At 71.3% G+C, this 21,873-nt stretch carries 14 protein-coding genes and 1 pseudogene; 2 read left to right on the forward strand and 13 right to left on the reverse strand.

Going from position 1 to position 21,873, the window contains the following annotated elements; all coding sequences use genetic code 11:
- Positions 1-88: 88 nt before the first annotated feature.
- The 7 genes from ACFWFZ_RS33970 to nrdR form a co-directional block, all read right to left on the reverse strand.
- Positions 89-1,816: a DUF4173 domain-containing protein gene (locus tag ACFWFZ_RS33970; RefSeq protein WP_387127826.1), complete on the reverse strand. Its 1,728-nt coding sequence runs from the start codon at positions 1,814-1,816 to the stop codon at positions 89-91.
- Between the two features lie 164 nt (positions 1,817-1,980).
- Positions 1,981-2,895: an ADP-ribosylglycohydrolase family protein gene (locus tag ACFWFZ_RS33975; RefSeq protein WP_387127828.1), complete on the reverse strand. Its 915-nt coding sequence runs from the start codon at positions 2,893-2,895 to the stop codon at positions 1,981-1,983.
- Between the two features lie 11 nt (positions 2,896-2,906).
- Entirely contained in the window at positions 2,907-3,566 is a 660-nt protein-coding gene (locus ACFWFZ_RS33980) for a histidine phosphatase family protein (RefSeq protein ID WP_387127830.1), read from the reverse strand.
- 72 nt (positions 3,567-3,638) lie between these two features.
- A complete protein-coding gene (locus ACFWFZ_RS33985) occupies positions 3,639-4,244 on the reverse strand; it encodes a YdbC family protein (RefSeq protein WP_319728923.1) in 606 nt (201 codons plus the stop codon).
- 32 nt (positions 4,245-4,276) lie between these two features.
- Complete coding sequence (locus tag ACFWFZ_RS33990) at positions 4,277-5,125, reverse strand: arylamine N-acetyltransferase (protein WP_387127833.1); 849 nt, start codon at positions 5,123-5,125, stop codon at positions 4,277-4,279.
- Positions 5,126-5,307: 182 nt separating this feature from the next.
- Positions 5,308-8,199, reverse strand: a complete 2,892-nt coding sequence (locus ACFWFZ_RS33995) for a vitamin B12-dependent ribonucleotide reductase (protein ID WP_387127835.1) — start codon at positions 8,197-8,199, stop codon at positions 5,308-5,310.
- A 145-nt stretch (positions 8,200-8,344) separates the two neighbouring features.
- Positions 8,345-8,854, reverse strand: a complete 510-nt coding sequence (nrdR, locus tag ACFWFZ_RS34000) for a transcriptional regulator NrdR (RefSeq protein WP_387127837.1) — start codon at positions 8,852-8,854, stop codon at positions 8,345-8,347.
- A gap of 473 nt (positions 8,855-9,327) precedes the next feature.
- Here nrdR and lexA point away from each other — a divergent pair, with 473 nt between their 5' ends.
- Positions 9,328-10,122, forward strand: coding sequence for a transcriptional repressor LexA (lexA, locus tag ACFWFZ_RS34005; protein ID WP_030027001.1), 795 nt, complete (start codon positions 9,328-9,330; stop codon positions 10,120-10,122).
- Positions 10,123-10,273: 151 nt separating this feature from the next.
- Here lexA and ACFWFZ_RS34010 read toward each other — a convergent pair whose 3' ends face one another.
- The 5 genes and pseudogenes from ACFWFZ_RS34010 to ACFWFZ_RS34030 all read right to left on the reverse strand — a co-directional run bounded on the left by ACFWFZ_RS34010 (position 10,274) and on the right by ACFWFZ_RS34030 (position 18,748).
- Complete coding sequence (locus ACFWFZ_RS34010; RefSeq protein WP_387127840.1) at positions 10,274-12,244, reverse strand: ATP-dependent DNA helicase; 1,971 nt, start codon at positions 12,242-12,244, stop codon at positions 10,274-10,276.
- 54 nt (positions 12,245-12,298) lie between these two features.
- Positions 12,299-14,192: pseudogene (locus tag ACFWFZ_RS34015) on the reverse strand (IucA/IucC family protein).
- 98 nt (positions 14,193-14,290) lie between these two features.
- Positions 14,291-14,995 (reverse strand): GNAT family N-acetyltransferase, encoded by a 705-nt coding sequence (locus ACFWFZ_RS34020; RefSeq protein ID WP_387127842.1) that lies wholly within the window; start codon positions 14,993-14,995, stop codon positions 14,291-14,293.
- 34 nt (positions 14,996-15,029) lie between these two features.
- Complete coding sequence (locus ACFWFZ_RS34025) at positions 15,030-16,934, reverse strand: IucA/IucC family protein (RefSeq protein ID WP_387127860.1); 1,905 nt, start codon at positions 16,932-16,934, stop codon at positions 15,030-15,032.
- A 491-nt stretch (positions 16,935-17,425) separates the two neighbouring features.
- A complete protein-coding gene (locus ACFWFZ_RS34030) occupies positions 17,426-18,748 on the reverse strand; it encodes a diaminobutyrate--2-oxoglutarate transaminase family protein (protein ID WP_387127862.1) in 1,323 nt (440 codons plus the stop codon).
- A gap of 317 nt (positions 18,749-19,065) precedes the next feature.
- On the opposite strand from ACFWFZ_RS34030, the gene ACFWFZ_RS34035 reads away from it, so the two are divergent.
- Positions 19,066-20,235 (forward strand): trypsin-like serine peptidase, encoded by a 1,170-nt coding sequence (locus tag ACFWFZ_RS34035; protein ID WP_387127844.1) that lies wholly within the window; start codon positions 19,066-19,068, stop codon positions 20,233-20,235.
- A gap of 114 nt (positions 20,236-20,349) precedes the next feature.
- Here the strand turns inward: ACFWFZ_RS34035 and hflX are convergent, their stop codons facing one another.
- The gene (gene hflX / locus ACFWFZ_RS34040; protein ID WP_387127846.1) at positions 20,350-21,855 is read right to left on the reverse strand and encodes a GTPase HflX; all 1,506 of its coding nucleotides are present in this window, start codon (positions 21,853-21,855) and stop codon (positions 20,350-20,352) included.
- Between the last annotated feature and the right edge of the window lie 18 nt (positions 21,856-21,873).

Consider the following 21,873-nt stretch of genomic DNA (forward strand, 5'->3'; position numbering starts at 1 on the left):
TAGCTCCGCTACGAGGACATTCGTCCCGCACGCCGAGGGCACGCACCGAACGCCGCTCCTTGCTCCACGGGGCAACTCGATACAGACCCTAGTACTCGACGCGGCTGCCGAAGGTGCCCAGGCGGGAGCAGGCCTCGTACGACGCCGTCACCGGGCGCTCGCGCAGGATCTGTCGGGCCTGGTACTCGCCCATGCTCATCGCATACCAGGGGACGTCGCCGGCCCCGGCCATGTCGTCGTTGATCCCGCGCAGAGCGCAGGACCGCTGGGGCTCGGGCAGCCGGTCCAGGGCGGGGACGGCGTCCGCCGACAGGGACTGGAAGTAGGCCAGGTCGATCTTCTGGTCCTTCTCGAAGCGGGCAACGTTCCTCTCGGCGACCATCCCGTCCGGGGACAGCAGTGCGAAGGCCAGGACCGCGGCGGCCGCGCTGCCGGCGACCGCGCGGGGCAGCCAGCGCGCGCCGAACACCCCGGCCGCCATGATCAGTACGATGACCAGCCCGAGCCACAGCTCCATCGCGGCCACCGAGACCCGCAGCCGGGTCAGCCCGTATTCGTCCACGTAGAAGTCCATGCGGCGCAGCGCGGCGGCGACCACGACGAGCGTCATCGCGCACAGTGTTCCGAGGACGATCCGGACGAGCCGTCGGTCGCCGGCCCCTGAGCGCGGGGCCCAGCGCAGAGCGAGCGCGATCACGGCGAGGGTGAGCAGGGTGGCCCAGAGCAGCTGCCAGAAACCCTGTCGGGCGTATTCGGCGTGGCCGAGGCCGGTGCTCTGCAGGACCCTGTCGTAGCCGCCGAACAGGACGGCCAGCTGAACGGCGTTGAAGCCGGCGAAGAGCAGGTTGAGCACGACGAGCGGAAGGGCCCATTCGACGCGGGAGCGCGGCCGGCCCGGGGCCACCTCGATCCGGTCCCAGCGCAGCGGGGCGGCCGCGGTGCGGGCCGCTGCGATCGCGATCACCGCGCCGAGGACGAAGAGCATGAAGCGGATGGGGCCGTCCTCGACCGACACGTCGGGTATCAGGCCGCCCAGGAGATCGGCGAAGGCCGCGTCGGCGGAGGCGAACAGCGCGCCGAAGGACACGAGCAGGGCGACGGCCACGGCGGCCGCCTTGGCGACGGGCAGCCAGCGGTCCTTGCCGATCCCGCCGCGTGAGCGCAGCCCCTTGAGCATCCAGGCGGTGCCGGACACGGTGGAGTCGACGAAGCCGAGCGGGCTGAGGAAGACCCCGGGCCAGGTGCGGCTGCCGTGGAGGGCGAGCGCGCCGAGCAGTACGGCGGCCAGGATCGCGAGCGTGGACGGCCACGCGGAGTCGCGCAGGGCGGGCACGGCGAGGAGCGCAAGGCAGCCGATCACCCAGGCCAGTGTCCAGGGCCGGGCCGTACGCCCGGCCGCGCGGGCGGCGACGTACGCGGCGACGGCGGCGGGCACCACCGCGAGCAGCAGGCCGGGTCCCATGCCGTCGGCCAGGAGGAGCGCGGCGGCGAGGCCGGAGGCGAGGACGGCGACCAGGGCCGGGGTCCGGACGGGGGCGGCCTCGGCGGGGCGCACCACCGTGGCCCAGGAGGGCTTCGCGGATGAGTGCGCGGCCGGGGCGCCCCATGGGCGCTGGTGCTGCTGGTGCTGATGTTGCTGCTGGGCCCTCCATGCGGCGGCGTCGGCGGGTGCGCCCGGCTGGGGCAGCGCCGCGGCGGCGGGCGGGCCGCCGGCCGGGGCCGGAGTTGGATCTGCGGGCGAATCCCCTGTCGCGGCCTGCGCGTCGGCCGCCGCCGCGGGCCGGGCTTCATCCGCCCCGCCGGTGTTCTCTGACATCGGGTCCCCTCCCCTGTCTGCCGCCCCGAGGTTCACGTCGGGGCGGCGATGGGGACAGGGTAGGCAGCAGGCACAAGGTTTTGAACAGGATCAAAAGAGCGCTGTGGCAGGACCGTGACAATCGGAGGGCGGGCCTTCACCCCGCGCGCGGAACGCGGGGCGGGTTACACCGCCGTCTGCGGCAGCCAGGCCGGCAGGGCTTCGGTGCGCGCCAGCCACTCGGCCGGCAGCACGGCGTCCCCGCGCGCGCCCAGCACGCCGCCCACGATCGCGCAGGTCGTGTCGACGTCCCCGCCCACCTGCGCGGTGGTCCAGAACGCCCGCTCGTAATCGTCCAGGGCCCGCGCCGCCGACCACAGGGCGAACGGGACGGTGTCGTGGGCGCTCGTGCGGCGTCCGCAGCCCAGCACGGCCGCGACGGTGGTCGCGTCGCCGTAGTCCAGCATGTCCCTAGCACGCCGCAGCCCGGCGCCCACCGCACTGCGGGGCACGAGCGCGATCACCCCGTCCAGCAGGTCGGCCGCCTTCGGTGGGGCCTGCGTACCCGCGGCCAGCGCGGCCGCCGCCGCGACGGCCATCGCCCCGCACACCGCCTCGCGGTGCTGATGGGTCGTATAGGCGGAGATCTCCGCCTGGTGCGTGGCCTGCTCCGGATCGTCGGCGTACCAGGCGCCCAGCGGTGCGATCCGCATGGCGGCGCCGTTGCCCCACGAGCCCTGCCCGTTGAACAGTTCGGCGGCCAGCGTGCGCCAGTCCGCGCCCTCCCGCACCAGACGCAGCATCCGGTTCACCGCGGGCCCGTAGCCGCGGTCGAAGTCGTGGTGGTGGGCGAAGGACAGCGCGAGCGCGTCCTGATCGATCCGTCCGTGCCTGGCGAGCACGGCCACCACCGAGCAGGCCATCTCGGTGTCGTCGGTCCACTGCCACGTCTCGGTGCCGGAGGGCACCTCGCGCCGCTTGAGCAGCGGGTAGTTCACGGGGACGAAGTACTGGGAGCCGAGGGCGTCACCCAGCGCCAGCCCGCGGAGGCTGGCCATGGCGCGTGCGTAGCGCCGTTCGGGAGTGGAGTCAGGCGTCATCGCGGGTCACTCTAGCCGTCCAGGTCATAAGGCTCCGGTGTGGTCCACCGCTCAAACGGGCGGTCCATCCGGTACCGGCCGTCGGGACCCAGCAGGAGCATCCGGAAATCGCCGTTCCCGGGATTGGACAGGGCCTCGAATTCGGCCACCGACCAGTGGAACCAGCGCATGCAGAACAGCCGCATCGTCAGCCCGTGCGTCACCAGCAGCACGTTCTGGGGATGGTCCGGGGCCTCGAAACTGCGGTAGAGGCTCTCCAGGAAGGACCCGACCCGGTCGTACACGTCGGCCCCCGACTCGCCCTGCGCGAAGCGGTAGAAGAAGTGCCCGTAGGCGTCCCGGTACGCCTTCTGGAGCTTCACGTCCGCCCGGTCCTGCCAGTTTCCCCAGTCCTGCTCGCGCAGCCGCGGCTCCTCCCGCATCCGGACCCGGGTGGGGTCGAGCCCGAGCTCGCGGAAGGTCTGGAGGGTCCGGCGGTAGGGGGAGACGTACGCGCTGATGGTCTCGTTGCCGAAGATCTCGCGCAGCCGGACGCCGGCCGCCGCGGCCTGCTCGCGGCCCTTCCGGGTCAGCCGCAGGGCGTGGTCGGGTTCCCTCTCGTACACCGAGTCGTCGGCGTTTCCCTCCGATTCCCCGTGTCGGACAAGGACGATGCGCCGTGGTCGAACCATCCCACGACCCTATTCGGCCACCGCCGGGCCGGCCGACCGGGCACGCCGGTCGGCCTGGCGCTCGTCATACGGTCACACCGTCCAGGACGGTTCGAGGTCGACGACGTCTCCGGTGAGGGCTTCCACGTCCGCCTGGATCTGGGCACGCAGGGACAGCCGCTCGACCCGCTCCTGCCGGTACTTCCCGTGCTCTGCGGCGGCGTGCCACATGGAGAGCACCAGGAACTCCCGGCCCGGGGCCTCGCCGAAGAGGCCCCGGATCATTCCGGGCGAGCCCGCCATCGCCGGATTCCACACCTTCTCCTGCATGAGGGCGAAGTGGTCGACCCGGCCCTCCCGGACCCGGGTGTGCGCGACCCGGACCACGTCGGCATCGGTGAAGCGCGGCTCGAAACCGGTCTTCACGTCGAAGCGGTGGTCGAAGAGGGTGACCCGCAGATCGGTGTAGGTACCGTTCTGGGCGGCGGCCAGTCTGTCGTGAGAGCGCGCCATGAAGGAGTCGTAGAAGGACCGGCTCTCCCAGAACGCGAAGACATGCGCGACCCCCTGCCGGCCTCTGCTCCAGCCGCCGCCCTGCCCCCGGAATCCCGGCTCGCCCGGCAGCCCCGCCCATTTTCGCTGTCCGCGCTCGAACCCGCGTCGGTCCGTCACCGTGCAGCGAATCCACTTGACCAGCACTGCGCCATCGTACGGGCCAGGCGCGGCCCCGGTCAGTCCCCGGCGGGGTACATCCCCACCAGTTCCGCCGCGTCCCGATCGGGCAGCCGAAGACCGAACTCGCGGTCGAGCACTGCGAGGAGATCGTCCGCGCCGACGAGCCGTCGCTCGGTCCTGCCGTCGGGATGCAGGGTGGTGAGCTCCCGCCCGACGAGCGCCCGGCGGACATAGTCGCCGGGACGCTGGACGATCACCCGCCCGACGAAGGAGGAACGGGGGTGACCGGAGCTGTAGTGGTTGAGCACGACGTAGTCGACGGGGTGGTACCGCTGCGGGGAGAAGGCGTAAAGGTCCCGCCAGGTCTCCCCGCGCAGCATGCACAGTGCGAGGACCCCGTCAGCCTCCTCTCGGATGCGGTACGTCCACTCCCCCTGCTCCACCTCGGCGCCGGCACGCCCCAGCGGAACGGGCTCGCGGGGCCCCTGGTGGCCGAACCCGGCGTCGCACAGCCATTCCACGCCGTCGACGGTCACGACGAGGACCGCATGGGTCACTGCCAGCAGCGAGTCCCCGCGGGTGCGGTTGCGGGCCCCGCGCCCGGAGACCTCGAAGCCGATCCGCTCCAGGGCGGCGGCCAGCAGCGAGTTCTGCTCGTAGCAGTAGCCGCCGCGGCGGCTGCGCACGAGCTTCTCCTCGATCGACGGCACGTCCAGCGCGACGGGGCGGCCGAGCAGGACGTCCAGGCTCTCGAAGGTGATGGCGGCGGTGTGGGCCCGGTGCACTGCGTACAACGTGGGGAGGTCCGGACGGAGTTCCCCCACCGCCCCGGAACCCTCCCCGAGGCCGATCCGCGTCAGATACGCGTCCAGGTCCAGCTCGTCACCGCTCCACATGTTCCCCATCCCCCTCTCCCCCCGCTGCCTTCCGGCCTCGCACGGCCCGCGAAATCCCGGGCCGGGGCACGTCAGCGCCCCGCACAATGATCGCCACCGCTGACGGCCGACACACGAAGGGGACCGGCCTGAGGCCGGTCCCCTTCGTGAGCTGCTGGTCAGCTACCCGCGCGGACTACCTCCGCCCGGCGTCAGCTGCAGCCGCTGGTGGAGCCGCAGCCCTCGCAGATGTAGCAGGAGCCGGCGCGCTGCATCTTCGTGCCGCAGGAGAAGCAGAGCGGGGCGTCCGCGGAGACGCCGAGCTGCATCTCGACCAGTTCGGCGCTGCTGTGGGCCGTCCTCCGCTCCGGGGCCGGGACGGCGACCGGGGCCTGCTTCGGGGCCGACGGCACCGCGGCGAGCGGGGCCGACTGCGCCAGCGTCTCGGTGTCCAGCTCCTCCTCGAGCGGCTCGTAGGAGCCGGTCTCCAGGTGGCGCTGACGCTCCTCGGCAGTGTGGATGCCGAGGGCCGAGCGGGTCTCGAAGGGCAGGAAGTCCAGCGCCAGGCGACGGAAGATGTAGTCGACGATCGACTGGGCCATCCGCACGTCCGGGTCGTCCGTCATGCCGGCCGGCTCGAAGCGCATGTTCGTGAACTTCGAGACGTAGGTCTCCAGCGGCACGCCGTACTGGAGGCCGACCGAGACGGCGATCGAGAAGGCGTCCATCATGCCCGCGAGGGTCGAGCCCTGCTTGGACATCTTCAGGAAGACCTCGCCCAGACCGTCGTCCGGGTAGGAGTTCGCCGTCATGTAGCCCTCGGCGCCGCCCACGGTGAAGGAAGTGGTGATGCCCGGGCGGCCCTTGGGGAGGCGCTTGCGGACCGGACGGTACTCGATGACCTTCTCGACGGCGGCGCGGATGGTCTCCTCCGTCTTGGCGGTGACCTCCTCCTTCTCCTCTTCCTTCTTCTTGGCGGAGAGGGGCTGGCCGACCTTGCAGTTGTCGCGGTAGATCGCGAGCGCCTTGACGCCGAGCTTCCAGGCCTCGAAGTAGATCTCCTCGATCTCCTCGACGGTCGCCGACTCCGGCATGTTGACCGTCTTCGAGATCGCGCCGGAGATCCAGGGCTGGATCGCCGCCATCATCCGGACGTGGCCCATCGCGGAGATGGAACGCTCGCCCATGGCGCAGTCGAAGACCTCGTAGTGCTCGGTCTTCAGGCCCGGGGCGTCGACGACCACGCCGTGCTCGGCGATGTGGGCGACGATCGCCTCGACCTGCTCCTCCTGGTACCCCAGGCGGCGCAGGGCCTGCGGGACGGTGCCGTTGACGATCTGCATCGAGCCGCCGCCGACGAGCTTCTTGAACTTGACCAGGGCCAGGTCCGGCTCGACACCGGTGGTGTCGCAGGACATCGCGAGACCGATGGTGCCGGTCGGCGCGAGGACGGAGGCCTGGGAGTTACGGAAGCCGTTCTTCTCGCCGAGGCGCAGGACGTCCTGCCAGGCCTCGGTGGCCGCGGCCCAGATCGAGTTGTCCAGGTCGTCGGTGCGCGGCGCGACGGCGTTGGCGTCTGCGTGCTGCTTCATGACGCGCTTGTGCGCCTCTGCGTTGCGGGCGTAGCCGTCGTACGGGCCGACGATGGCGGCCAGCTCGGCGGATCGCTTGTACGCGGTACCGGTCATCAGCGAGGTGATCGAAGCGGCGAGGGTGCGGCCGCCGTCCGAGTCGTACGCGTGGCCGGTGGCCATCAGCAGAGCGCCGAGGTTGGCGTAGCCGATGCCCAGCTGGCGGAAGGCGCGGGTGTTCTCGCCGATCTTCTGCGTCGGGAAGTCCGCGAAGCAGATGGAGATGTCCATCGCGGTGATGACGAGCTCGACGACCTTGGCGAAGCGCTCGGCGTCGAAGGACTGGTCGCCCTTGCCGTCGTCGTTCAGGAACTTCATCAGGTTCAGCGAGGCGAGGTTGCAGGACGTGTTGTCCAGGTGCATGTACTCGCTGCAGGGGTTGGACGCGGTGATGCGGCCGGACTCGGGGCAGGTGTGCCAGTTGTTGATCACGCCGTCGTACTGGATGCCCGGGTCGGCGCAGGCCCACGCGGCCTCGGCCAGCTTGCGGAAGAGCGCCTTGGCGTCGACCTTCTCGATGACCTCGCCGGTCATACGGGCCCGCAGGCCGAACTCGGTGCCGTTCTCGACGGCCGTCATGAACTCGTCGTTCACGCGGACGGAGTTGTTGGCGTTCTGGTACTGGACGGACGTGATGTCGTCGCCGCCCAGGTCCATGTCGAAGCCCGCGTCACGCAGGGCGCGGATCTTCTCCTCCTCCTTCACCTTGGTCTCGATGAAGGCCTCGACGTCCGGGTGGTCCACGTCCAGGACGACCATCTTGGCCGCGCGGCGGGTGGCGCCGCCCGACTTGATCGTCCCGGCGGACGCGTCGGCGCCGCGCATGAAGGAGACCGGGCCGGAGGCGTTGCCGCCGGAGGAGAGGAGCTCCTTGGAGGAGCGGATGCGGGAGAGGTTCAGGCCGGCGCCGGAGCCGCCCTTGAAGATCATGCCCTCTTCCTTGTACCAGTCGAGGATCGACTCCATGGAGTCGTCGACGGACAGGATGAAGCAGGCGGAGACCTGCTGCGGCTGGGGCGTGCCGACGTTGAACCACACCGGGGAGTTGAAGCTGAAGATCTGGTGCAGGAGGGCGTAGGTCAGCTCGTGCTCGAAGATCTCCGCGTCGGCGGGCGACGAGAAGTAGTCGTGGTCCTCGCCGGCCTTCGTGTACGTCTTCACGATCCGGTCGATCAGCTGCTTCAGACCGGTCTCGCGCTGCGGGGTGCCGACCGCGCCGCGGAAGTACTTGCTGGTGACGATGTTGACCGCGTTCACCGACCAGAAGTCGGGGAACTCGACGCCGCGCTGCTCGAAGTTGACCGAGCCGTCGCGCCAGTTGGTCATGACGACGTCGCGGCGCTCCCAGTTCACCTCGTCGTAAGGGTGCACGCCGGGGGTGGTGTGGATGCGCTCGATACGCAGGCCGCCCTTGGCAGCCTTGGTCCCCTTGGTGCGGGAACCACGTGCCGAGCTGCTCGCCGTCTCTGTCATGCCGCTGCCTCCCATATGCGGGCAAAAACGCCCTAAAGTGCCAGCGATATTCCGCGGCACAGTGCTGTGTCTCTGTATCTACGTCTCTTCGCACGGCCGACCGGCCACGACCCGGTGCACGAGCACCACGCCGCGGGCAGCCCGGTCAGTCGGCGGCGGAGGCGGGCACGGGGACCGAACCGGTCCCGCCGTGCTCGCACTCGGGGTGAGGCCGCGGCACGCGCAGTTCCGCGATGGCGGTCTCGAAGTCTTCGAGGGTGTCGAACGCTTTGTAAACGGACGCGAAGCGCAGGTACGCGACCAGGTCGAGTTCCTGCAACGGGCCGAGTATGGCCAGACCCACGTCATGGGTGGTCAGCTCGGCACTGCCGGTGGCGCGCACCGCCTCCTCGACCCGCTGGCCGAGCTTGGCGAGGGCGTCCTCGGTGACGGGCCGCCCCTGGCACGCCTTGCGCACGCCGGAGATGACCTTGGTACGACTGAAGGGCTCGGTCACCCCGCTGCGCTTGATCACCATCAGCGAGGCCGTCTCCACCGTCGTGAAACGACGGGAGCAGTCGGGGCACTGACGGCGCCGGCGGATCGAGGTGCCGTCGTCCGTGGTGCGGCTGTCGACGACGCGGCTGTCGGGGTGCCTGCAGAAGGGGCAGTGCATGGTTCCCTCACCCTCCTTCTCGGCACGACTGAATCACCCCGCGGAGCCCCTGAACGACGGAGACGGACTCTGTCGGGGGCTCGCGGAGCAGCCCCAAGCATATGCGATCCCGGGAGTCTCAGCAGACCCGGGGACCACAACTTCTGGGTGGCCGCGCTCATCCAACCACTAGATCTTGGGTTGCGGTGGATTTGGATGCCTCTGCGTGTCGCGGCGTCCGATAGCCGGATACGGGGCATGCCGATGCCACACTGGGCGCAGGGCCGGACGGCGGCGACCCGACCGGGAAGGGTACCGTAAGCAGCGGGAGACGGACCGAACCCTCGTTCGTCGATCCGATCGCCTATACACCCCGCGTTTTACCCACGCAGGGCGATCTGCGATTTTTCACTCGAACGTGTGTTTGGCGCAACCTTTCGAAAGCAACTACCGTTGTCCAGCTAGGGAGAACATTTCGAGAGGGGCCGACCGACGTGACCACCACCGCAGACAGTGCCGCCATCACTGCCCAGAACCGCTCCCAGAGCCGACTTGAGCCGGTGCATGCCATGAACGACGCAAACCTGAACCCGGACGCGGAGGCCGCAGTGCGCCCCGCCCGCTCGCTGCCAGGTCGACCTCCAGGCATCCGCGCCGACAGCTCCGGGCTCACGGACCGGCAGCGGAGGGTCATCGAGGTCATTCGCGACTCCGTGCAGCGTCGCGGCTACCCGCCGTCGATGCGGGAGATCGGCCAGGCCGTCGGCCTGTCCAGCACGTCGTCCGTGGCACACCAGCTGATGGCCCTGGAGCGCAAGGGCTTCCTGCGCCGCGACCCGCACCGGCCCAGGGCCTACGAGGTGCGCGGCTCGGACCAGCCCAGCTCGCAGCCCACGGACACCACCGGCAAGCCCGCCGCCTCCTACGTTCCCCTGGTCGGCCGGATCGCGGCCGGCGGCCCGATCCTCGCCGAGGAGTCGGTCGAGGACGTGTTCCCGCTCCCCCGCCAGCTCGTCGGCGACGGCGAGCTCTTCGTCCTCAAGGTCGTCGGCGACTCGATGATCGAAGCCGCCATCTGCGACGGGGACTGGGTCACCGTCCGCCGCCAGCCCGTCGCCGAGAACGGCGACATCGTCGCCGCGATGCTCGACGGCGAAGCCACCGTCAAGCGCTTCAAGCGCGAGGACGGCCACGTCTGGCTCCTCCCGCACAACGCCGCCTACCAGCCGATCCCCGGCGACGAGGCGACCATTCTCGGCAAGGTCGTCGCGGTCCTGCGCCGCGTCTGACCCCGCCACTCCCTAGCCAACCCCCGGGACCCACTGCGCCGGTCCCGGGGGTTGTTCTGTTCCTTGCGGCCAAACCGCCGCCGCTCTCGCGCACACGGCTGCCCGCCGCTTGGGTCGCCCCGTGGATGGGCGCCCTTCGTGCTCCCGAGTACTACTTGCCGTCGGCTTGGGCGGTCGCGTCGATCGCGGCGAGCGAGCGGCGGACCTGGTTGCGGTCCGTGGTGTACCAGAAGTCCGGCAGCGTGGCCCGCAGGAAGCTCCCGTACCGGGCCGTGGCCAGGCGGGGGTCCAGGACCGCGACGACGCCCCGGTCCCCCGTGGCCCGTACGAGCCGGCCCGCGCCCTGCGCCATCAGCAGCGCGGCGTGCGTGGCGGCGACGGCCATGAAGCCGTTGCCCCCGTGCTCCTCCACCGACTTCTGCCGTGCGCTCATCAGCGGGTCGTCGGGGCGGGGGAAGGGGATCCGGTCCATGACCACCAGCTGGCAGCTGGGACCGGGCACGTCCACGCCCTGCCACAGCGACAGCGTTCCGAACAGGCAGGTCTTCGGGTCGGCGGCGAAGGCCTTGATCAGTTCGCCGAGCGTTTCCTCGCCCTGGAGCAGGATCGGGTTGTCGATCCTGCCGCGCAGCTCCTCCGCGGCCGCCTTGGCGCCGCGCATGGAGGAGAACAACCCGAGGGTGCGTCCGCCCGCCGCCTCGATCAGCTCGGCGAGCTCGTCCATCATGTCGCCGCGGGTGCCCTCACGGCCCGGCGTGGCCAGATGCTTGGCGACATACAGGATGCCCTGCTTCGGGTAGTCGAAGGGAGAGCCGACGTCCAGGCCCTTCCACACGGGCACGTCGTCCCCCTCGACGCCCTCCGGGGACAGCCCCAAAGACGCGGCGACACCGTTGAAGTCGCCGCCGATCTTCAGGGTGGCCGAGGTCAGGACCACCGAACGGTCCTCGAAGAGCTTCTCGCGCAGCAGCCCGGACACCGACAGCGGGGCGACCCGGAGGGTGGCGCCGAAGCGGTCGTGGCGCTCGTACCAGACGACGTCGTACTCGGAGCCGTTCGTGATCCGCTCCGCCACCGTGTGAATGCTCTCCACCGCCGCCAGGGCCTGCTTGCGGACCGCGTCCTCGTCGTGGACGGACTTGTCGCGGGTGGCGCCGATCGCCGAGATCACATTGCGAGCGGCGTCCCGCAGGGACATCAGGGCGTAGCCGAGGTCCTCGGGAATCTGCTCCAGGCGGCCCGGGAGCGCAAGCTCCATGACGCGCTCGAAGGATTCGGAGGCGGTCTGCAGCGCGTCCGCGATCTTCTCGTCGACCAGCTTGGCGGAGCGCTTCACGGCACGATTGACCTGGCCGGGCGTGAGTTCGCCGGTGGCGACGCCGGTCACCCTGGAGACCAGCTCGTGGGCCTCGTCCACGATCAGCACCTCATGCTGCGGGAGCACCGGCGCGCCCTCGATGGCGTCGATGGCCAGCAGCGCGTGATTGGTGACGACCACGTCCGCGAGCTTGGCCCGCTCGCGTGCGGCCTCGGCGAAGCACTCGGCCCCGTACGCGCACTTCGTCGCACCCAGACACTCGCGGGAGGAGACGGAGATCTGCGACCAGGCCTTGTCCGACACCCCAGGTGTCAGGTCGTCGCGGTCGCCGGTCTCCGTCTCGTCGGCCCAGTCACGCAGGCGCAGCAGGTCCTTGCCGAGCTTGCTCGTGGGGGTCGCCGCCTCGAACTGGTCGAAGAGGCCCTCTTCCTCGTCCTGCGGCGCGCCCTCGTGCAGGCGGTGCAGGCACAGGTAGTTGGACCGGCCCTTGAGCATGGCGAACTGCGGCCGGCGGCGCAGCTGCGGATGCAGTGCGTCCACCGTCCGGGGCAGGTCACGCTCGACGAGCTGCCGCTGCAGGGCGAGGGTCGCGGTGGCCACGACCACACGCTCGCCGTGGGCGAGGGCCGGCACCAGGTAGCCGAGTGACTTACCGGTGCCCGTACCGGCCTGGATGAGCCGGTGGGAGTTGTCGTCGATCGCTTCGGCGACGGCTTCGGCCATGGCCACCTGGCCGGGGCGCTCCGTGCCGCCGACGGCGGAGACGGCGGCGTGCAGCAGGTCGGGGAGGGAGGGCTTCGTCATAGCACTGCCAACCCTACGGGGCTCCGCTGACACCCGGCACACACCGACGGGGATTCATGGCCGGTGGAGGGGGTTGGCCACGGTGCCGTATCGCACGGCGTGCGGGCGGTCGGGGCGGTCGCGGTAGCCGTCCTCGTACAGCCGGTTCCTGTTGAGACACAGCCTTGTGATGCGCGCCCCGAGCAGGTCGAAGAGCTCGTAGCGCTCCTTGAGCTGGGGGAAGCGGGCCTGGTGGCGCAGAATCTCGGCCCGTACGAGCGCCCAGAAATCGACCTCCGGGACGTCGAGGCGGTCCTCGCAGAGGGCCGACAGATAGCGGAAGACTCCGATGAACAGTCCGGAATGGATGAACTGCGGCAGGAAGTCGGCGGGCTCGGTGAGCAGGACGGCCCGGACCTCGGCGGGAACGGAGGCCAGCTCGGGCAGCGGCTCGTCACTGATGTTGACGTCGTCCGCGAAGTCCTTGACCGCGAGCCGGACCGGTACGTCGTGCTCGTCGAAGATCACAACGGCGTTCTCGCCGTGCGGGGAGAAGACGGTGCCGTAGCGGTAGAGGAAGTGGAGCAGCGGGGGCAGGACGGCGGCGAAGAGCCGTTGCAGCCAGACGGTGGGCGTCAGACCGGAACGGCTGACGAGCTCGGCGGTGAAGGACCGGCCGCGCGGGTCGGTGTGGAGCAGTGAGGCGAGCGTGCGGGCGCGCTCCCCCGGGGCGAGGAGGCCGGTGAGGGGCTCGCGCCAGATCGCGCCCAAGAGTTCCTTGTACTGGTACGGGACCTCGGGAAGCCGGTCGTAGACAGGGTGGCGGACGGTGACGGAGGCTACCTCGCCGAGCAGGATGACCCGGCACTCGTCGCGCAGGAAGGGGTCGGCGTCGCGGAGGGAGTGGATCCAGGCGGTGACGGCGGGCGCCGCGAGGGCGAGGTCGGAGGGCAGTCCGCGCCAGACCATGGTGTTGAAGACGGACAGGGGGAGTTTGACGCTGTGCCGGTCGGGTCGGCTGAGGTTGAGGAACGTGCGGATCGACTGCTGGGGCAGGCGGGCGTCCGGATCGGCGGAGAGCGGGACGAGGTCGCCGGAGGCGAGCGCCGGGGCGAAGAGGGGGAGGACTACCTCGTCCCACTGCCAGGGGTGCACGGGGAAGTAGAGGTAGCGCAGCGGGTCGAGGCCGCGGTCGCGAAGGGCCTGGTCGAAGGCCGCACGGGTGGCCGGGGCGAGCTCGACGGAGTAGAGGCGGGCGGGGTCCTCCAGACCGGCGGTGCCGCGGTAGGCGGCGAGCGAGGTGTGGGCGGCGAGCCAGGGCAGGCGCTGGCGGTTGCGGGCCTCGGGGGCCCACGCCGCGGTGTCGGAGGAGGACAGTCCGATGCGGCCCTTGTTGAGGACGAGCCAGGGGTGCCCGGTCTGATGGCCTTCGAGGGCGGCGTAGTCGAGGTCGGCGAGGACGTCGGCGGTGAGGGCGGTGTGGTCGATCCGTGCGTCGGCGGCCAGGGTGGCACTCAGCTCGCGGACGAGGTGGCCGAGGTTGGCTCCGTCGAGGCCGAGGAGGGTGCGGGCGCGGACGAGGAAGTCGTACGGGTCGCCGAAGGGGGTCGGGGCGGCCGGCGCGGGCGGGGGTGGGCTGAGGGTGATGGTGTCCGGCGTGACATGCCAGCTGCCGTACACGCGTCGGCGGGCGCGGAAGCCGAGGCTGCTGCCGTCATCGAGGGTCAGGGCCCATGCGCCGCCGGCGGCGGCCGGGGCGGGACCGGGAGCGGGGATGGGGACAGGGACGCGGACAGGGACAGGGCGGATGATCTCCTCGTAGGCGAATTCGGCGAGTAGCTTGGCGAGAAGCCCTACGGGCGGCGAAGTCCCACGTCGGGAGCGTGAGTTCGGGTGGCGTGCGGGGGTGTTGGGGCGACGGCGACAGGACCGGCTGCGTCGGGTCGGGGGCTGCGGAAGAGTTCGGCACGAGACTCCTCGAAGATCGGGAACCTTACTGCGCGACGCAGAGTTTTCGAAGGGAGAGGTGCGGAGCGACGACGACGGTCGGGGCGTGCGGTGCGGCGATCAGAGGAGATTGCGCAGCACCCGCTCCCGGACCATCAGGGCGGCGCGCTTCTCGGGAAGGTCGATTTCCGCATGGCAGCGGAAGCCTGAGCTGAGGAAGGCCGAGACGGAGGGGGTGTTGCGGATGTCCGGTTCCGCGACGACGCGTGTGCAGCGGGGGCGGTTGCCGAGTACCAGGTCGGCGACGGCACGGAGCAGGGCCGTGCCCAGCCCGCGGCCCCGGTTCGTGCCGTCTCCGATGAGCAGGTGGATACCCGTGTCGTGGGGGCGCGCCGGATAGTGCCGGGAGAGTGGGTCGAGGTCGGCCCGGTAGATCTCCCAGTAGCTCATCGGCGTGCCGTCGAGGAGGCCGAGGCAGGGGATGCTCCGGCCGTCGCCGTCGAGCTGGGACCGCAGGTGGGCCGCGGTGACCGCGGCGGGGCCGGCGAGCTCCCAATAGGCGGCCACTTCGGGATCGTTCATCCACGCGGTGAGGAGTTCCAGGTCGCGGCCCGGCCGTACGGGTTCGAGGCGGAAGGCTCCGGCCCGGGTGGTGACGCTGCCCCAGGTGGCCGGTGAATCGAGCAGGTCCGCCTCGGCGAGCAGGGGCAGCAGCTCGGCGTTGAGGCGTGGTGCGTTGGTCCGGCGGGCGCCGAGGGCGTCGACTGTGTCAGGGGCGTCGAGGCCTGGTCCGGCGAGGTCGGCGGCGGTGTCCGTGAGGGTCATCGGGGGGTTCTCCTCCGCGTCGGGCACCGACGCGTCAATCGTGAAGGGGGTTGGTGATGGTGACGTAGACGGACTGGCTGTCGACGGGGCCGACCAGCTCGTCGAGACCGCCCAGGCGGGTGAGCAGGTTCGCCTTGCAACGCAGGGTGGGCGAGTCGAGCAGCCGTGTGGGCAGGGGGCCGAGGCCTGCGGCCTTGGCGAGGAAGCGGCGGAAGGCGGCGAGGAGGACGCGTTCGTCGGCGAGGCGCTGGGAGCCGAAGGCACCGATGAGGCCGAGCACGTTGTTGATGCCGAGGTAGTAGGCGAAGCGTTCGTCGGTGACGGAGTCGGAGACGAAGGTGTCGCTGCGGCCGCCGATGCCGGGGAGCCGTCGCTCCAGCTCCGCGCGGCGGGATTCTCGGAAGTAGTAGCCCTGGTTGTCGCGGTAGCGGCCGCCGGTGGGCCAGCCGGCGGGGTCGAGGAGGACCAGCGTGTTCTGCTGGTGCGCTTCGAGGGCGATACCGGCGAGGGCGTCGAAGGCGAGAACCGGCAGGACCACGTGGTCGAGGTAGCGCAGGAACCACTCGGCGGCAACGGCTGAGGTGGTGTGTCCGGTGGCGGAGGCGAGGCCGGTGACGATCTCGGCGAGCCGGGAGCTCATGGTGGTCCGGCCGGGCCATGGGCGGGGAGAGGTGAGCGCGGCGATGCAGACGGCGTCGTCGCCCGAGCGGAAGGGGTTGTGACGGAGCAGGGCGTCGAGGCCGGGGACGGGGGTGCCGTCCGGGGCGTCCACGGCCACCCAGGCCGGGTCGCGGACGATGTCGAAGCCGGGGTGGGCCGCCTGCCACTGCTCGGCGAGGCCGGTGCGGAGCAGTCGGTGCACCTCCACGCCCCGGTGGAGTTCCTTGCGGAGGTTCTCGCGGCGGGAGTTGGTGATGCGCAGGCTCAGGGAGAGCTTCAGCATCGCGGGGGCGCCTGGCCGGTGGACGGTGCGGACGGAGGAGGTCGGGTACCAGGCCTCTCCGTGCGGGCCCAGGTCGTGCAGGAGTCCCGCGTCGCGGAGGGTGGTGACGGAGGGGCGCTGGAGGAGTTCGCGGGCCTGCCAGGGGTGCAGGGGAAGGGGGGTGGTGCCGTCGGGCAGTGGAAGTCCGGGGGTGAGGCGGCCGAGGAGTTGCGGCGCGGAGACGGGGCGGCCGCGCTCGGTCCAGGCGGATTCGGTGGCGAGTACGGAGGGATCGACGGCGAACCAGTGAAGGGGGAAGGAGCCGTGGAGTTCGGGCGAGTAGTGACGGGCCTCGCTCTCGGAGAGTCCTTCGCGGCTCTTCGGGTCCGGCTGAAGGGGGTGGCCGAGGAGGAGTGACTGTTCGGCGGTGAGGAAGCGGTCCGCGCAGGCGGGGGCCGGGGCGGTGGGGCGCACTCGCCGGTCGGTGATGAACTCGGTGGTACGGCGCACCGAGTCGGCGACCCGGCCGACGAGGTCGGAGCCGCTGCGGCCGTCGCCCGCACCCTCACGGGCGATGAGTGCGGCGAGGGTGACGGCGTCCAGGCACGGCGCGGTGGGCGCGGTGCCTTCGAGGCGGGCGGGACCGAAGCGGTGCCAGCCCGCATGGGACCAGTGGCGGACGCCGACCACCACGGCGGTGCCGGATGCGGGAAGGGGGATGCGCAGTGGGCTTCCGGTGCGGCCGTCGGGGCGGTGGAGTCCGGATTCGCGGACCCAGCACCGGAGGAGGTTCTCCACCGCCGCGGCCTCGGCGGCGAGGGCCGGGTCGGGGTGGTCCAGGGGGTCGGGTCCGGCGGTCGGCTCCGGTCGGATGAAGCCCGGCCAACCGGTGCGGGCTCTGGGAGTGCCGACTTTCTGCCGCGGCACGGTGGCGGTTGCCCCGGCGTCGGCTGCGGCCGGCTGCGGGGACGGCACCCGGGGGGCGGATTCCGGGGTCGGGGAGTGCTCGGCCGTGATCCCGCCGGTGTGGGCGTCGGCGGCGGATCCGCGCCCGGTGGCCGGGGCGGCCGAGTGGGTGTGCGGGTCGGGCGAGCCGGGCGCCGGTTCGGTGGGCCGGACGTCCGCGCTGCGGGCGTCGGCGGCGGACGATGCCGGGGTGCCGTTGGCCAGGTCGGGCGCGGTGGGCGGCTGCACCGCGGCAGGGTCACGTACGGGGTCGGCGGGCGGCGGCGGTGTCGGCTGCCCCGGGGCGGCGGCTCCGGGCTCGGGACGCGGAGGCGCCGTACGGGCCGGGTCGGGCCGTGGCTGCGGGTGGGCTGGCACTTCCGGGTCGGTCGCGGGCAGGGAGGTGGCAGAAGCCGGGTTCTCCGGAAGGGAGTTGGGCTGGGTCGAGGTACTCGGGGTGATGGGGGTGTTCGAAGTGCTGGGAGTGGCCGGGGTAATGGGGGTGATGGGGGTGGTCGGGGTGGACTGGTGCGGCTCGGGCATCGCGGGTCCTCCGGTGCGGGTCAACGGGTCCGGGTCCGGCGGGTGGCGGCCGGGATGGCGTCGGCCAGGCGGTCGAGGACCGCCGCGGCCTGCTCGTCGGTCAGGGTCAGCGGTGGGAGCAGGCGGACCACGGCGCCGTGGCGGCCGCCGAGTTCGACAATCAGGCCGCGTTCCAGACACTCCTGGCGGACGGCCGCGGCCAGGGCCGGTGCGGCGGCCCCGGTGTCGGGATCGACGAGTTCGAGGCCGATCATGAGGCCGCGGCCCCGGACGTCCCCGATGCAGGGATGGCAGTCCGCCAGGCCGCGCAGGGCCGCTGTCATCCGGTCGCCAAGGACCGCGGCGCGTTCCGCGAGCCGGTTCTCGCGAACGAAGGCGAGGGTGGCCGTGCCGGCGGCCATGGCGAGCTGGTTGCCTCGGAAGGTCCCCGCGTGGGCGCCGGGCGCCCATACGTCCAGGCCCGACCGGTACACGATCACCGCGAGCGGCAGGCTGCCGCCGATGGCCTTGGACAGGACCATCACGTCGGGCACCACTCCGGCGTGGTCGACGCCCCAGAGGGCTCCGGTCCGGCCGACCCCCGTCTGTACCTCGTCGGCGATGAGGGGGATCCCCCTCGACGCGGTGATCTCCCGCATGCGGCGCAGCCAGCCGTCCGGGGCGGGGTTGACCCCGCCCTCGCCCTGTACGGGTTCGACGATCAGGCCGGCGGGGAGAGGGATGCCGCCCTTGGGGTCGTCGAGCAGGTTCTCCGTCCAGCGTGCGGCGAGTTCGGCTCCCTCGGGGCCGCCGACGCCGAACGGGCAGCGGAAGTCCTGCGGGTAGGGAAGCCGGGTCACCCGTCCCTCGGCGGCGCCTCCCGAGGCTTCCAGGGCGCCGGCTGTCATGCCGTGGTAGGCCCCGGTGAAGGCGAGCAGTCCAGGGCGACCGGTCGCGGCGCGGACCAGTTTGAGGGCGGCCTCCACGGCGTCCGTGCCGGCGGGCCCGCAGAACTGGATGCGCGCGTCGGCGGCCAGCGCCGGCGGCAGGTTGGCGAACAGCTCGGTGGTGAAGGCGTCCTTGACCGGTGTGGCGAGGTCCAGGACGTGGAGCGGCGCACCCGAGTCGAGGACGCCGCGGACGGCTTCCAGCACCACCGGGTGGTTGTGGCCGAGCGCGAGGGTGCCGGCGCCGGAGAGGCAGTCGAGGTAACGCCGGCCGTCGGCGCCCTCGATGGTCAGCCCGCGCGCCCGTACCGGGACGATGGGCAGGGAGCGGGCATACGTCCGGGCGGCGGACTCCCGCTGCGCCTGCCTGCGCAGGATGCCGTCGTGACCTGCTGCCCGACCGGTCTGCGGCGGCACTTGGGGCGTCGTCTGCGGCGTTTCCTGCGGTGGGCTCTGTGTCGCGGCCGCCGCCCCGGTCGGCTCGGTGAATGCCACGAGTGTCGCTCCTCCCGCACTGACTTCACTTACGGATTGCGCTTCGAACACCAACGCTCCCCCTATCCCCCGTACGTACCAACGACGGTGGCGGCGACGGATCACGGGTGGGGCCAAGATCCTTGGTTGCTCAAGAAATGAGCAAAAGGAACCACGGACCCGGGCTGTGTCGTCCTCGGCGGCAGCGGCATAGTGGGGGGCTCCACTCCACGCCTCGAACCTCCAGGGGGACGAACGACATGCGACCGAACCGACCGGTCACCGCGACGCTCTGCGCGGCCGCCCTCGTGCTGACCGCCGCCGCCTGCGGCCCCGGCGACGGGGAGGCCGGCACCGACGCCAAGCCGACCGTGGCGGCGAGCCTGCCGAACACGGACGGGATCAAGATCCCGGACCAGCTCAAGGAAAAGCTCAGGGAACGGGGCATCGACCTGGAGAAGTGGAAGGGGGGTGAGTGGAAGAACTGGAAGCAGGAGGACTGGCTCCGCGAGGCGGGCGACTACATAAACCCGATCATCGAGGACCTCTGGGACCCGGACCGCATGCGTGACGCCGAGCAGCCGCAGCGCCCGTCCGTCGACCCGGACGCGGGCAAGGACCAGGGTGTCACCGACCCGACCCCGGCCCCGGTGGCGGCCAAGCCGGCCAACGCGCCCTACCACCGGAGTGTTCCGGAATCGGGCAAGGTCTTCTTCGACGGCCCCGAGGGCTCGATGGTCTGCTCGGCGACCGTGGTCAAGGACCCCGCGCGCCCCGGCAAGTCCAACATGGTCTGGACCGCGGGGCACTGCGTGCACGCGGGCAAGGCCGGCGGCTGGTACCGCAACATCGCCTTCGTGCCGTCCTACAACAACGCGGGCAAGCCCTCGGCGCAGCTCAAGGGCGCGCCCCGCGAGCAGGTGGCCCCGTTCGGCGTGTGGTGGAGCGACTGGGCGCAGACCTCCGACCAGTGGATCGCGACCGGCGGTCCGACCGGCGGCGCGGGCGCACCGTACGACTTCGCCGTGCTGCACGTGACGCCCGAGAAGGGCAGCGGCAAGTCCCTGGAGGAGACGGTCGGTTCGGCGCTCCCGGTGGAGTTCGCCGCACCCGCCGTGCCGAAGGTCGCGAGCCTGACGGCGACGGGCTACCCGGCGGCGGCCCCCTTCGACGGCCAGAAGGCATTCCAGTGCACGGACCGGCCGGGACGGCTGACCCTGAGGGCGAACGAGCCGGTGATGTACCGCATCGGCTGCACGATGACCGGCGGCGCCTCCGGCGGCGGCTGGGTCGCGACGGGCGCCGACGGCAAGCGGGCGCTGGTGTCGAACACCTCGATCGGCCCGGTCAAGGCGGGCTGGTTGGCCGGACCACGGCTGGGGCCGGAGGCGAAGGGCATCTTCACCGCCGTCAGCAACAAGTTCAAGTAGACGGCGGCCGGCGGCCCGTGTGGCCGCCGGCGGTTTGCCGGGATCGATGACGAACGGCTGAGGGCCCCCTGCACTGCAGGGGCCCTCAGCCATCAAGAGCTCAGGAGCTCAGGACTACTGCTTCGCCAGCGCGTACGGCGCCAGGTCCGCTGCCAGCTCCTGGTGGACGCGCGCCTTGAGCAGGGTGCCCTCCGGGGTGTGTTCCTCGGAGATCACCTCGCCCTCGGCATGCGCCTTGGCGACCAGCGAGCCGCGCGTGTACGGCACCAGGGCCTCCACCTCGACCTCGGGCCGCGGCAGCTCGGAGTCGATGAGCGCGAGGAGTTCCTCGATGCCCATGCCCGTCCGCGCCGAGACGGCGATGGAGTGCCGCTCGATCCGCAGCAGCCGCTGCAGGACGAGCGGGTCCGCGGCGTCCGCCTTGTTGATCACCACGATCTCGGGCACGTTGACCGCGCCGACCTCGCGGATGACCTCACGCACCGCCGCCAGCTGCTCCTCCGGCGCCGGGTGCGAACCGTCCACGATGTGCAGGATCAGATCGGAGTCTCCGACCTCCTCCATCGTCGAGCGGAACGCCTCGACGAGGTGGTGGGGCAGGTGCCGGACGAACCCGACGGTGTCGGCCAGGGTGTAGATCCGGCCGCTCGGCGTCTCGGCCCGGCGCACGGTCGGGTCGAGGGTGGCGAACAGTGCGTTCTCCACCAGCACGCCCGCGCCCGTGAGGCGGTTGAGCAGCGAGGACTTGCCCGCGTTGGTGTAGCCGGCGATGGCGACCGAGGGCACCCTGTTGCGGCGCCGTTCCTGCCGCTTGATGTCACGGCCGGTCTTCATCTCCGCGATCTCCCGGCGCATCTTCGCCATCTTCTCGCGAATACGGCGCCGGTCGGTCTCGATCTTGGTCTCACCGGGGCCTCGGGTGGCCATGCCGCCACCGCCGCCGCCACCCATCTGCCGGGACAGCGACTGACCCCAGCCGCGCAGTCGCGGCAGCATGTACTGCATCTGCGCGAGTGCGACCTGCGCCTTGCCCTCTCGGGACTTGGCGTGCTGGGCGAAGATGTCGAGGATCAGGGCGGTCCGGTCGACCACCTTGACCTTGACGACGTCTTCGAGGGCGATGAGCTGGCCGGGGCTGAGCTCGCCGTCGCAGACGACGGTGTCGGCGCCGCTCTCCATGACGATGTCACGCAGCTCGCGGGCCTTGCCCGAACCGATGAAGGTGGCCGGGTCCGGCTTGTCGCGGCGCTGGATCACGCCGTCCAGTACCAGAGCACCGGCCGTCTCGGCGAGGGCGGCGAGCTCCGCGAGGGAGTTGTCCGCGTCCTGCACCGTTCCGGAGGTCCAGACACCGACGAGGACGACACGCTCCAGGCGGAGCTGTCGGTACTCGACCTCGGTGACGTCTTCGAGCTCGGTGGAGAGGCCTGCCACACGGCGCAGGGCCGCGCGCTCGGACCGGTCGAACTGGTCGCCGTCCCGGTCTCCGTCGATCTCGTGGCTCCAGGCGACGTCCTCTTCCATCAGGGCATCGGCCCGAAGGCTCTCGGTGAAGCTCTGCGAGTCACGCACGTCAGTTGCGTCCCGCGCGTCCTGGGAAGGGGAAGAAGAGGAGGTCATTGGATCCTTACGTCGATT

Origin of the sequence: Streptomyces sp. NPDC060232, assembly GCF_042726555.1 — a bacterium.
Taxonomy (GTDB): domain Bacteria; phylum Actinomycetota; class Actinomycetes; order Streptomycetales; family Streptomycetaceae; genus Streptomyces.